Source organism: Escherichia sp. KTE52 (genome assembly GCF_000408325.1).
In the GTDB taxonomy this organism is placed as follows: Bacteria; Pseudomonadota; Gammaproteobacteria; order Enterobacterales; family Enterobacteriaceae; genus Escherichia; species Escherichia marmotae.
The window spans coordinates 966,780-979,642 of sequence record NZ_KE138680.1 but is presented as its reverse complement, the minus strand read 5'-3'; the positions used below and the strand labels follow the sequence as shown (position 1 = coordinate 979,642).

At 47.7% G+C, this 12,863-nt stretch carries 12 protein-coding genes; 7 read left to right on the top strand and 5 right to left on the bottom strand.

Annotated features, from left to right (window positions below; translation table 11 throughout):
- The first annotated feature begins 157 nt into the window (after positions 1 to 157).
- Positions 158 to 982, top strand: a complete 825-nt coding sequence (locus A1SC_RS06980; RefSeq protein WP_001517329.1) for a protein bax — start codon at positions 158 to 160, stop codon at positions 980 to 982.
- 129 nt (positions 983 to 1,111) lie between these two features.
- On the opposite strand, the gene xylR is transcribed toward A1SC_RS06980, so the two are convergent.
- The 4 genes from xylR to xylF all read right to left on the bottom strand — a co-directional run bounded on the left by xylR (position 1,112) and on the right by xylF (position 6,140).
- Complete coding sequence (gene xylR / locus A1SC_RS06985) at positions 1,112 to 2,290, bottom strand: D-xylose utilization transcriptional activator XylR (protein ID WP_001517328.1); 1,179 nt, start codon at positions 2,288 to 2,290, stop codon at positions 1,112 to 1,114.
- Between the two features lie 78 nt (positions 2,291 to 2,368).
- Positions 2,369 to 3,550 (bottom strand): xylose ABC transporter permease XylH, encoded by a 1,182-nt coding sequence (gene xylH / locus A1SC_RS06990; protein ID WP_000045999.1) that lies wholly within the window; start codon positions 3,548 to 3,550, stop codon positions 2,369 to 2,371.
- Positions 3,528 to 5,069, bottom strand: a complete 1,542-nt coding sequence (gene xylG, locus A1SC_RS06995; RefSeq protein WP_000120891.1) for a D-xylose ABC transporter ATP-binding protein — start codon at positions 5,067 to 5,069, stop codon at positions 3,528 to 3,530. Before xylG ends, xylH begins: the two co-directional genes overlap by 23 nt.
- A gap of 78 nt (positions 5,070 to 5,147) precedes the next feature.
- On the bottom strand, positions 5,148 to 6,140 hold the full coding sequence (gene xylF, locus A1SC_RS07000) for a D-xylose ABC transporter substrate-binding protein (protein ID WP_000694882.1): 993 nt from the start codon (positions 6,138 to 6,140) through the stop codon (positions 5,148 to 5,150).
- Positions 6,141 to 6,506: 366 nt separating this feature from the next.
- Between xylF and xylA the strand changes: the two genes are divergently transcribed.
- The 4 genes from xylA (at position 6,507) to yiaA (ending at position 10,346) form a co-directional block, all read left to right on the top strand.
- Positions 6,507 to 7,829 (top strand): xylose isomerase, encoded by a 1,323-nt coding sequence (gene xylA / locus A1SC_RS07005; RefSeq protein WP_016262660.1) that lies wholly within the window; start codon positions 6,507 to 6,509, stop codon positions 7,827 to 7,829.
- Positions 7,830 to 7,899: 70 nt separating this feature from the next.
- Entirely contained in the window at positions 7,900 to 9,354 is a 1,455-nt protein-coding gene (gene xylB, locus A1SC_RS07010; protein ID WP_016262659.1) for a xylulokinase, read from the top strand.
- 167 nt (positions 9,355 to 9,521) lie between these two features.
- On the top strand, positions 9,522 to 9,863 hold the full coding sequence (gene yiaB, locus A1SC_RS07015; protein ID WP_001517325.1) for an inner membrane protein YiaB: 342 nt from the start codon (positions 9,522 to 9,524) through the stop codon (positions 9,861 to 9,863).
- Positions 9,864 to 9,908: 45 nt separating this feature from the next.
- Positions 9,909 to 10,346, top strand: a complete 438-nt coding sequence (gene yiaA, locus A1SC_RS07020; protein ID WP_001517324.1) for an inner membrane protein YiaA — start codon at positions 9,909 to 9,911, stop codon at positions 10,344 to 10,346.
- Between the two features lie 36 nt (positions 10,347 to 10,382).
- Here yiaA and A1SC_RS07025 read toward each other — a convergent pair whose 3' ends face one another.
- Positions 10,383 to 11,378: an acyltransferase gene (locus A1SC_RS07025; protein WP_001182628.1), complete on the bottom strand. Its 996-nt coding sequence runs from the start codon at positions 11,376 to 11,378 to the stop codon at positions 10,383 to 10,385.
- 176 nt (positions 11,379 to 11,554) lie between these two features.
- On the opposite strand from A1SC_RS07025, the gene A1SC_RS07030 reads away from it, so the two are divergent.
- Both A1SC_RS07030 and glyQ read left to right on the top strand, forming a co-directional pair.
- Positions 11,555 to 11,851 carry a YsaB family lipoprotein gene (locus A1SC_RS07030; protein WP_016262658.1) on the top strand — a complete coding sequence of 99 codons (297 nt, stop codon included), beginning with the start codon at positions 11,555 to 11,557 and terminating at the stop codon, positions 11,849 to 11,851.
- 95 nt (positions 11,852 to 11,946) lie between these two features.
- On the top strand, positions 11,947 to 12,858 hold the full coding sequence (glyQ, locus tag A1SC_RS07035) for a glycine--tRNA ligase subunit alpha (protein WP_001168542.1): 912 nt from the start codon (positions 11,947 to 11,949) through the stop codon (positions 12,856 to 12,858).
- The last annotated feature ends 5 nt before the right edge of the window (positions 12,859 to 12,863 follow it).

The following is a 12,863-nucleotide window of genomic DNA, read 5'->3' as shown; positions in this document are numbered from 1 at the left end:
GATTCAACTCTCAAATTTGGGAAAAATATTGCTCTAAATAATTCGAGTTGCAGGACAAAACACCGATGGTGTTTTGAACAGCGTTTGCGCAGTACATGCAACTTGAACTATGACGAGTATAAGGTGTTTGAATGATTAAATCCGATCAGGAGACCTGATGATTTTGACTCCCATACGACGATATGGGGCGATGATTCTTATGTTACTCACTCTGGTGTTTTCGAGTGAGGTGTTAGCGAAGACGCATACAACAACAGCGAGTCAGAAGTCCCATTTAACTAAAGCTAGTAATAAACAGGTAAGCAGTAAACAAGAGTATTCTCGCAATAGTGCAAAGAGCAGTTCACTTCCTGATTTGCGAAAATACCCTTCCGGAACACCAAGAAAAAAAGCGTTTCTCCGGACCGTGATGCCCTATATTACCAGCCAAAATGCTGCCATTACGGCGGAACGTAACTGGCTGATTTCAAAACAATACCAGGGACAATGGTCACCTGCAGAGCGTGCGCGTTTGCAAGATATCGCCAAACGCTACAAGGTGAAGTGGTCTGGTAATACGCGAAAAATCCCGTGGAATACGCTGCTTGAACGTGTAGATATTATTCCTACCAGCATGGTGGCGACGATGGCTGCGGCAGAAAGCGGTTGGGGTACGTCAAAACTGGCGCGTAGCAACAACAACCTGTTCGGCATGAAATGCATGAAAGGGCGTTGCACCAATGCACCGGGTAAAGTGAAGGGATACTCACAATTTAGTTCTGTCAAAGAATCGGTGAGCGCCTATGTCACTAACCTGAATACGCACCCGGCTTACGCTTCGTTCCGTAAATCGCGCGCGCAGTTGCGTAAAGCGGATCAGGAAGTTACCGCTACAGCGATGATTCATAAGCTGAAAGGTTATTCAACGAAAGGGCAGAGTTATAACAACTACCTGTTCGCGATGTACCAGGATAACCAGCGGTTAATCGCCGCACATATGTAATTGCATTCCTTTCAGCCTTATCCGACTTGTTGGTCGGATAAGGCTTTTGCTCTGCGTCAGGTGGCTGTGCAACATTGCCTGATGCGACGTTAACGCTTCTCATGATGCCTGACCGCTTTTTCACTCTCGCTACAGCATTACCTCGCTATTTACATCGCGATACTCTTTAGGCGTCGTGTCATACGCTTTTTTAAATACAGAGTAGAAATATTGCAGCGATGGATAACCGCACATTTGCGATATCTCGTTGATCGACAAGGTAGTAGAAATCAGCAGGCTGCGCGCTTTCTCCAGCTTCTCGGCATGAATCATGGCGTGAATGGTTTCACCCACCTCTTCTTTAAAACGCTTCTCAAGATTGGAGCGCGATATGCCAACTGCATCGAGTACCTGATCCACTTTTATGCCTTTGCAGGCGTGATTGCGGATGTAATGCATGGCCTGAATAACAGCGGGGTCGGTCAGCGAACGGTAATCCGTAGAGCGCCGTTCAATAACGCGTACAGGCGGAACCAGAATCCGCTGCAACGGCATCTTTTCTTTATCTAATAACCGATGCAGAAGTTTTGCCGCCTGATAGCCCATTTGCCGCGCGCCCTGGGCGACAGAAGAGAGGGCGACACGCGAAAGATAACGGGTCAGTTCTTCGTTATCGATGCCAATCACGCATAATTTTTCCGGTACGGGAATATGCAAATGCTCGCATACTTGCAGAATATGCCGCGCTCTGGCGTCAGTGACGGCAATAATCCCTGTTTGCGGTGGTAGCGTTTGTAGCCAGTCGGCCAGTCGGTTTTGCGCGTGCTGCCAGTTCTCTGGCGCGGTTTCCAGCCCCTGATAAACGACTCCGCGGTACTTTTCCTCAGCAACAAGCTGGCGAAACGCATATTCGCGTTCGGCTGCCCAACGTTTGCCGCTAGATTCCGGCAAACCGTAAAAAGCAAAGCGGTTAACGCCTTTCTCTTTTAAATGCAAAAATGCGCTTTCAACCAGCGCATAGTTATCGGTGGCAATGTAATGTACGGGTGGGTAACTTTCTGCCAGGTGATACGAACCACCAACTCCGACAATAGGGACGTCGACATCAGCCAGCGCCTGCTCGATTTGTGTATCATCGAAGTCGGCTATGACGCCATCTCCTAACCAGTCCTTGATTTTGTCAATGCGGGCGCGGAAATCTTCTTCAATGAAAATATCCCATTCCGATTGTGACGCCTGTAAATATTCCCCTACGCCTTCTACTACCTGACGATCATAGGCTTTATTAGCATTGAACAGTAATGTGATGCGGTGACGTTTAGTAAACATGGTTCTTTTCCTGCTGAATCATGCAAAAAACTCAAAACCGGCAATAAGTTACCGGCTTTGAGAAAATTTTTATCAAAATCAGGAACGGCGTTTGGTTGCGGAGTCCATCCATACTGCCAGCAACAGAATCGCACCTTTGACGATATACTGCCAGAAGGTTGGTACATCCATCATACTCATGCCGTTATCCAGTGAAGCCATGATGAATGCCCCCATTACTGCTCCGGCAACACTCCCCACACCACCTGCCAGACTAGTACCGCCAATCACGCAGGCTGCAATCGCGTCCAGCTCAGCGATATTACCCGCAGAAGGTGAACCAGCGCCAAGCCGCGAACTAAGAATTAACCCGGCGATGGCCACCATCAAACCGTTGATAGCAAATACGGCAAGTTTGGTGCGTTCAACGTTAATTCCAGAGAGTCGCGCGGCTTCCAGATTGCCACCGATAGCGTAAATGCGTCTCCCAAAAGCTGTTCGTGTTGCCATAAACATTCCTCCGAGCAACAGCAACGTCAGCAGCAGAACAGGTGTGGGAACGCCACGGTAATCATTCAGCAGCCAGATTGCACCTAAAACGATAATGGCGGTTAATGCCTGGCGACCGACTACTGCTGTAGATGCCGGGGACTGCAAACCCAAAGCCTGACGGCGCATTCTTCCGCGCCACTGCCAGCCGACAAAAGCCATTAAGCCAAGCGCGCCGATGATGAAACCGGTGCTGGCTGGTAGATAGCTTTGCCCAATTTGTGACATCGCGGCGCTGGTGGGTGAAACGGTCGTACCATTGGTGATGCCAATAAGGATGCCGCGAAATGCCAACATGCCCGCCAGGGTGACAATAAAAGAAGGTACTTTGCGATAAGCTACCCACCAACCATTCCAGGCACCGAGAAGCAGCCCCAGTACTAACGTAACAATGATGGTGAGTGGCAGCGGCCAGCCTAACCAGACGTCACAGATAGCGGCGACGCCACCTAGCAACCCCATCATGGAACCGACCGAGAGGTCGATTTCAGCGGAAATAATGACGAACACCATCCCTACTGCGAGGATGCCAGTAATCGCGGTCTGACGGAGCAAGTTGGATACGTTACGGGCGCTTAAATAGGCACCGTCAGTAGTCCAGGTAAAGAACAGCATGATGGCGATGATTGCAGCAATCATCACGAAGACTTGTAAATTCAGTGATTTCAGCACAGAGAAGCCACCGGATGTCGGTACGGCTAATTTCACTTCAGACGGATTGCTTTTCGACATGATGTTCGCTCCTCAATGCGGCTTCCATCACCTGTTCCTGAGTCAGGTTATGATTTATCAGGTTGGCTTTTAGTTTTCCTTCATGCATCACCAGTACACGATCGCTAAGACCAAGCACTTCAGGTAATTCAGAAGAGATGACAATAACGGCGATGCCTTGCTGGACGAGTTGGTTAATTAATTTGTAGATCTCGTATTTCGCGCCAATATCGATACCCCTGGTGGGTTCATCAAGAATGAGAATACGCGGGTTGAGCAACAGACAGCGTGCGAGGATCGCTTTTTGTTGATTGCCGCCGCTCAAACGTCCAATAGCAAGTTCCGGTGACGACGTTTTCACTTTGAGTTGCTGGATTGATTCCAGAATGCATTTTTGTTCTGCAGCATCATCAAGTTGGCTAATACCACTGGTAAATTTGTTGAGCGCGGCGAGGGTAATATTTTTGCCAACTGCCATTACCGGAACGATGCCATCGCGCTTTCTGTCTTCTGGCACCATCGCAATACCCTGAGCGATGGCTTGTTGGCAATTACGAATATCTACCTGTTCACCATCGATAAATATTTTCCCTTCCCACTGTCCGGGCCAGACGCCAAACAGACATTGGATGGTCTCGGTGCGCCCGGCGCCGACTAACCCTGCAATACCCAGTATTTCACCGCGTTTCAGAGAAAAAGAAACATCGTTAACCCGTTTAATATGACGATTAACCGGATGCCATGCCGTCAAGTGCTCAATGCGTAATATTTCATCACCAGTGGTATGTGGTTCGTTAGGGTAAAGTGCTGTTAATTCTCGCCCTACCATCATAGTGATAATATCGTCTTCGCTCATTCCGGTTGCATCGCGGGTTCCTATATGCTGACCATCGCGAATAACGCAAATCGTGTCGGAAATTGCTTTGACTTCGTTGAGTTTGTGCGAGATATAGATGCAGGCTATGCCGTGTTGTTGCAGATCGCGAATAATATCCAGTAAAACCGTAGTTTCCAGCTCGGTTAATGAGGCTGTCGGTTCATCGAGAATTAACAAACGTACCTGTTTATTTAGCGCCTTGGCAATTTCAACCAGTTGTTGTTGCCCAAGCCCTAAGTCGCCAACGCGGGTATCTGGTGAAATGGATAAACTGACTTGTGCTAATAGCTTCTGGCAGCGTAGCGTCATCAGGTCATAATCCATAATACCATTATGGGTTATTTCATTGCCCAGAAAGATATTTTCCAGCACGGTCAATTCTTTCACCAGCGCTAATTCCTGGTGAATGATGGCGATACCTTTTTGTTCGGTATCGCGAATATGGCTCGCCTGGATTACTTCACCTGCAAAAATAATTTCACCTTCATAACTACCAAAAGGATAAATTCCGCACAGCACTTTCATTAATGTTGATTTACCCGAACCGTTCTCACCACAGAGTGAGACGATTTCGCCAACGCTCAACCGCAAACTGACGTTATCAATTGCCTTCACCGTGCCAAAGGTTTTGGTAATGTTCTTCATTTCAAGTAGATAAGACATAACGACTCCACCTAAGCCAATCAATTCACGCGGCATGGAGAGAAATCACACCCCCGGCCAGCGCCGGGGAGGTAACGCTTAAAGCTCGCTCTCTTTGTGGAATCCGTCTTTAATTACCGTATCCTTGATGTTGTTTTTATTCACATCGATAGGTGTCAGCAGGCGGGATGGAACATCTTTCAAGCCATTATTTAACGTAGTATCTGCTTTCGGTTCCTGACCATTGCCCAACTCAACGGCAATTTCTGCCGCGGTATTTGCCAACAAAGTAATAGGTTTATACACCGTCATGGTTTGCGTTCCCGCGGCAATACGTTTAACTCCCGCGAGATCCGCATCCTGGCCGGAAATAGCCACTTTCCCTGATAAACCTTGCGCGCTTAATGCCTGAATTGCCCCACCGGCGGTAGCATCGTTTGAAGCGACAACTGCATCAATTTTGTTATTGTTAGCTGTCAGCGCGTTTTCCATAATTTTTAGCGCATTTTCTGGTAACCAGCCATCAACCCATTGGTCGCCAACGACTTTAATTTTTCCTGAATCAACATAAGGTTTTAATACTTTCATTTGCCCGGCGCGGAACAGTTTGGCGTTGTTATCGACCGGGGAGCCGCCCATCAGGAAATAATTTCCTTGCGGGACGATATCGACCAGGGCTTTTGCTTGCAGTTCACCGACTTTTTCGTTATCGAAAGAAATATAAAAATCGATATCCGCGTCGTTAATCATGCGATCGTAAGCTAATACTTTAATACCTTCTTGTTTGGCTTCTTTTACAACGTTACTTAATACCTGACCGTTATATGGAATAATGACGAGAACATCGACGCCCCGGTTAATCATGTTTTCAATCTGCGACATTTGGGTTTCTTCATTGCCATTTGCAGATTGCACGAATACTTTCGCACCGAGAGATTCCGCTTTTTTCACAAAGATATCACGATCTTTTTGCCAGCGCTCAAGACGGAGATCATCAATTGCCATTCCTATTTTGACTTCTTTGGCGTGCGCCGCGACGTTTGTAAGCAGGAGTGAGGTGCAAAGGGTGAGTAAAATATTCTTTATTTTCATGGTGTAGAGGCCTTCTTTTGTTAGAGGACAGCTTTAATAAGTAACAATCACCGCGATAAACGTAATCAATTTTTAGCAACTAAACAGGGGAAAACAATTACAGATTTTTATCTTTCGATTACGATTTTTGGTTTATTTCTTGATTTATGACAGAGATCTTACTTTTGTTGCTTAATTGTACTTGTTGCATTTTTCTCTTCGAGGAATTACCCAGTTTCATAATTCCATATTATTTTGCGAGCTAGCGCACACTTGTGAATTATCTCAATAGCAGTGTGAAATAACATAATTGAGCAACTGAAAGGGAGTGCCCAATATTACGACATCAACCATCACACGCGGCATTACCTGATTATGGAGTTCATTATGCAAGCCTATTTTGACCAGCTCGATCGCGTTCGTTACGAAGGTCCAAAATCCTCTAACCCGTTAGCATTCCGTCATTACAACCCCGACGAACTGGTGCTGGGCAAGCGTATGGAAGACCACTTGCGTTTTGCCGCCTGCTACTGGCATACCTTCTGCTGGAACGGAGCGGATATGTTTGGTGTAGGCGCGTTTAACCGTCCGTGGCAGCAACCTGGCGAGGCATTGGCACTGGCGAAGCGTAAAGCTGATGTCGCATTCGAGTTCTTCCACAAATTACATGTGCCATTTTATTGCTTCCATGACGTGGATGTTTCTCCGGAAGGCGCGTCGTTAAAAGAGTACATCAATAACTTTGCGCAAATGGTTGATGTGCTGGCTGGCAAACAAGAAGAGAGCGGTGTGAAATTGTTGTGGGGAACCGCTAACTGCTTTACTCATCCTCGCTATGGCGCGGGCGCGGCGACGAATCCAGATCCCGAAGTCTTTAGCTGGGCGGCAACTCAGGTTGTTACCGCGATGGAAGCGACGCATAAGTTGGGCGGTGAAAACTATGTATTGTGGGGCGGTCGTGAAGGTTATGAAACTTTACTGAATACTGACCTGCGTCAGGAACGTGAACAGCTTGGTCGCTTTATGCAGATGGTTGTTGAACATAAACATAAAATAGGCTTCCAGGGCACATTACTTATCGAACCGAAACCGCAAGAGCCGACTAAACATCAATATGACTACGATGCCGCGACGGTCTATGGCTTCCTGAAACAGTTTGGTCTCGAAAAAGAAATTAAACTGAATATTGAAGCTAACCACGCGACGCTGGCGGGTCACTCTTTCCACCATGAAATTGCCACCGCCATTGCGCTTGGTCTGTTCGGCTCAGTCGATGCTAACCGCGGCGACGCGCAGCTTGGCTGGGATACTGACCAGTTCCCGAACAGTGTGGAAGAGAACGCGCTGGTAATGTATGAAATCCTTAAAGCAGGCGGTTTCACGACCGGCGGTCTGAACTTTGATGCCAAAGTACGTCGTCAGAGTACTGATAAGTATGATCTGTTCTACGGTCATATTGGGGCGATGGATACGATGGCGTTGGCATTGAAAATTGCAGCACGCATGATTGAAGACGGCGAATTGGATAAACGCGTAGCGCAACGTTATTCCGGTTGGAATAGCGAACTGGGTCAGCAAATCCTGCAAGGCCAAATGTCACTGGTGGATTTAGCAAAATATGCTCAGGAACATAATCTGGCTCCGGTGCATCAGAGTGGACGCCAGGAGCAGTTGGAAAACCTGGTAAATCATTATCTGTTCGACAGATAACGGCTAATTGCGCAGTCTCAAGCCCGGTTATCGGTAGCGATACCGGGCATTTTTTTAAGGAACGATCGCTATGTATATCGGGATAGATCTTGGCACATCGGGCGTAAAAGTTATTTTGCTCAACGAGCAAGGTGAGGTGGTCGCTTCGCAAACGGAAAAACTGACCGTTTCGCGTCCGCATCCACTCTGGTCGGAGCAAGATCCGGAACAGTGGTGGCAGGTGACTGATCGCGCGATGAGAACCCTGGGTGAGCAGCATTCTCTGCGAGACGTTAAAGCATTGGGTATTGCCGGGCAAATGCACGGTGCAACTTTACTTGATGCTCAACAGCGGGTGCTACGTCCTGCCATTTTGTGGAACGACGGGCGCTGTGCAGAGGAGTGCGTTTTGCTGGAATCGCGAGTTCCGCAATCGCGGACGATTACCGGCAACCTTATGATGCCCGGATTTACTGCGCCTAAATTGCTGTGGGTTCAGCGGCATGAGCCGGAGATATTCCATCAAATCGACAAAGTATTATTACCGAAAGATTATTTGCGTCTGCGTATGACGGGGGAGTTTGTTAGTGATATGTCTGATGCGGCTGGCACCATGTGGTTGGATGTCGCAAAGCGAGATTGGAGTGATGTCATGCTGGAGGCTTGCCAGCTATCTCGTGATCAGATGCCAGCATTATACGAAGGCAGCGATATTACTGGCACTTTGCTACCCGAGGTTGCAAAAGCGTGGGGAATGGCGGCGGTGCCAGTTGTCGCGGGCGGCGGTGATAATGCGGCAGGTGCGATTGGTGTGGGTATGGTGGATGCCAACCAGGCAATGCTGTCGTTGGGAACTTCGGGGGTTTATTTTGCAGTAAGCGAAGGGTTCTTAAGCAAGCCGGAAAGTGCCGTACACAGCTTTTGTCATGCTTTACCGGAGCGTTGGCATTTAATGTCTGTAATGTTGAGTGCGGCATCGTGTCTGGACTGGGCGGTGAAATTAACCGGCATGGGTGATGTTCCCGCTTTAATTACTGCAGCGCAGCAGGCTAATGAGAGTGTCGATCCTGTCTGGTTTTTACCTTATCTTTCCGGCGAGCGTACGCCGCACAATAACCCACAGGCAAAGGGCGTTTTCTTCGGTCTGACCCATCAGCACGGCCCCGCGGAACTGGCGCGTGCCGTACTGGAAGGCGTGGGGTATGCGTTAGCCGATGGTATGGATGTCGTACATGCCTGCGGCATTCAACCGCAAAGTATTACATTGATTGGTGGTGGCGCACGTAGCGAGTACTGGCGCCAGATGCTGGCGGATATCAGTGGTCAGCAACTAGATTACCGCACAGGCGGCGATGTGGGGCCTGCATTGGGCGCAGCGAGGCTGGCTCAGATTGCGATGAATCCAGATAAATCACTCGCTGAACTGTTACCACAACTGCCGTTGGAACAGTCGCATCAGCCGGATGCACAACATTATGCTGCTTATCAGCCACGACGAGAAACTTTCCGTCGTCTCTATCAGCAACTTCTGCCGCTGATGACATAATATTTTCCCCTGTCTTATGTGACGGGGGATAATTCACAACTATGTATATTTATAATTTATTAATTTTTTATATGAATTTATTCTGAAAATCATTTGTTAATGGTGTTTTTCAGTTTTGTCTTTTGTTGGTTACTCGTAATGTATCGCAGGTAGATATGGAGATCGTTATGAAAACCTCAAAGACTGTGGCAAAACTATTATTTGTTATCGGGGCGCTGGTTTATCTGATAGGACTATGGATCTCATGCCCATTGTTAAGCGGCAAAGGCTATTTTCTTGGCGTGTTAATGACGGGGACTTTTGGCAACTATGCCTATCTGCGCGCAGAAAAACTTGGGCAACTGGATGAATTCTTTATTCGTGTCTGCCAGTTAGTTGCGTTAATCACTATCGGTCTTTTGTTTATCGGTGTTTTAAATGCGCCCATTAACGCGTATGAGATGGTGATCTATCCGCTCGCCTTTTTCGTCTGCTTGTTTGGTCAAATGCGCTTGTTCCGCACGGTATGATCGGCATAAAGCTCTTAATGATTCAGGAATGAAAGGAAATCTGTGATGGAAAACAAAATATCAACCTATTCTCCAGCATTCGGTATTGTGTCATGGATAGCTCTCGCAGGCGGTATCGTTACCTATCTGTTAGGGCTATGGAATGCAGAGATGCAGTTAAATGAAAAAGGGTATTATTTTGCCGTGTTGGTGTTAGGGCTGTTTTCGGCAGCTTCCTATCAAAAGACCGTTCGGGATAAATATGAAGGCATTCCTACTACGTCTATTTATTATATGACCTGCCTGGTGGTCTTTATCATCTCTGTCGCTTTACTGATGGTAGGTCTGTGGAATGCAACGTTATTACTTAGTGAAAAAGGTTTTTATGGATTGGCCTTCTTTTTAAGCTTGTTTGGTACGGTAGCGGTGCAGAAGAATATCCGTGATGCCGGAATCAACGCATCAAAAGAAACGATGACTGTGCAGGAAGAATATAGCGAATAACCCACGTAAGCCCGGTCACACTGACCGGGTTTTTACTTAACTCACTAATCTGTTTTTGTCGATTCGTTGCACCAGCACAGAAAGTAACAAACTTGCTGCCAGCGTCGCGCAAAAGATCCAAATAATATCCAGTATTGGCCAGTTTTTAAGCTCAATACCACCGGTACGCAGCGCATGGATAATCAACGCGTGGAATCCGTATATACCTAAAGAATGACGGGATATCAGCCCAAGCCCGCGAATAGTGTGCGTATCCAGAGTATTTTTTACCAGAGTCAGTAACGCGATTGCGCAGATAAAAACCATCGGTCCACAGTAAAGATACCAGGTATCGGCAAAGTTTCCGCGCCACTGTAATTCATATAATGTCCCACGAGAGATAATAAATACTCCCGCTATAAACAGTGCGGCGCTCATCCACGATAGAGATTTATGTTGTGTGTTCATCATCCCAATGGCGCGGCCCAGCATGCCATACAGGATGTAGTAAAAAGTATCGCCATTGATATATAAGTTAATTGGTAACCATTCAAAACCGTCGATCTTCTGGGGCACTGTGTTTGGGTTGGCGATGATGCCAATCACCACCATTAGCACCAGCAACATTTTACCGCTGATGTTTTTTACCTGAACCAGTGGCGAAACCAGATAAATCACCGCAATCGCGAAGAAAAACCATAAGTGATAAAACACCGGTTTTTGCAGCAGTTTTTTTAGCGATAACTCCACATTGATGGAGGTAAACAGCGCAATGTAGAGCAGTGCGACGACGCTATAAAACAGCAGACACAAGCCGATACGCAAGAAATGACGCGGTTGGGCGCTACGTTCGCCAAAAAAGAGATAGCCGGAAATCATGAAAAATAGCGGCACGCTGACACGAGAGGCCGAATTTAGAACATTCGCGATATCCCAGGTTACAGGGCTAACATTATGGGCATTGGTCACATACCAGGTAGTGGTATGAATCATCACCACCATTAAACAAGCTATCCCTCGCAGGTTATCAATCCAATAAATTTTGGGCTGCATCTGTGTCTCTGTATCTGGTTAAAAAAAGTCTGACCGATAAATCATTCGGCTGATGCACTGGAATAATCTGAGTTTGATCACTACATCTTAGAGATGCTTGAGAAAATTTATAAGATCCAGCCACTATACCGATATTAATAATAAGACTCACCTGCAAACCAGACGGTAATTTAACGATGATGAACTATTTCTTTCCGGCAATGACGCTCATTGTGTTAGTGGGATGTTCGGCACCACCACCCGAACAGAAAGCGCAACGGGTAAAGGTTGAACCGCTGCGTTCGTTGAATATGGAAATCTTGTGCAAGGATCAGGTGGCAAAACGTTATAACACTGGCGAGCAAAAAAACGACATCATCGCGTTTGAACAGTTCCAGGGGAGCTATGAAATGCGTGGTTATACCTTCAGGAAAGAACAGTTTGTCTGTTCTTTTGACGCGGATGGCCATTTTTTGCATCTTTCCATGCGTTAAGCGCAGCCTTTTTCCCGTTTCGTACTGTATATCTTCCATCCAGCGGGTATACTGATCCCTTCCTTTAAATCCACACGTATCCAGCACGAAATAATATGCAAAAGTTTGATACCAGGACCTTCCAGGGCTTGATCCTGACCTTACAGGATTACTGGGCTCGCCAGGGCTGCACCATTGTTCAACCATTGGACATGGAAGTCGGCGCGGGAACCTCTCACCCAATGACCTGTCTGCGCGCGCTGGGGCCAGAACCGATGGCGGCTGCTTATGTTCAGCCTTCTCGTCGCCCGACCGATGGTCGTTACGGCGAAAACCCCAACCGTTTACAGCACTACTATCAGTTCCAGGTGGTGATTAAGCCATCACCGGACAATATCCAGGAGCTGTACCTCGGTTCTCTGAAAGAGCTGGGCATGGATCCGACTATCCACGATATCCGTTTCGTGGAAGACAACTGGGAAAACCCGACGCTGGGTGCCTGGGGACTGGGCTGGGAAGTGTGGCTGAACGGCATGGAAGTAACGCAGTTCACTTACTTCCAGCAGGTTGGTGGTCTGGAGTGTAAACCGGTTACCGGTGAGATCACCTACGGTCTGGAACGTCTGGCGATGTATATTCAGGGCGTAGATAGCGTTTATGACCTGGTCTGGTGCGACGGCCCGCTGGGTAAAACCACCTACGGTGACGTCTTCCATCAGAACGAAGTGGAGCAATCCACCTACAACTTCGAATACGCGGATGTGGACTTCCTGTTCACCTGCTTCGAGCAGTACGAGAAAGAAGCACAGCAATTGCTGGCGCTGGAAAATCCGCTGCCGTTGCCAGCCTACGAACGTATTCTGAAAGCCGCCCACAGCTTCAACCTGCTGGATGCGCGTAAAGCCATCTCTGTCACCGAGCGTCAGCGTTACATTCTGCGCATTCGCACCCTGACCAAAGCAGTGGCAGAAGCATACTATGCTTCCCGTGAAGCCCTCGGCTTCCCGATGTGCAACAAAGACAAGTAAGAGGC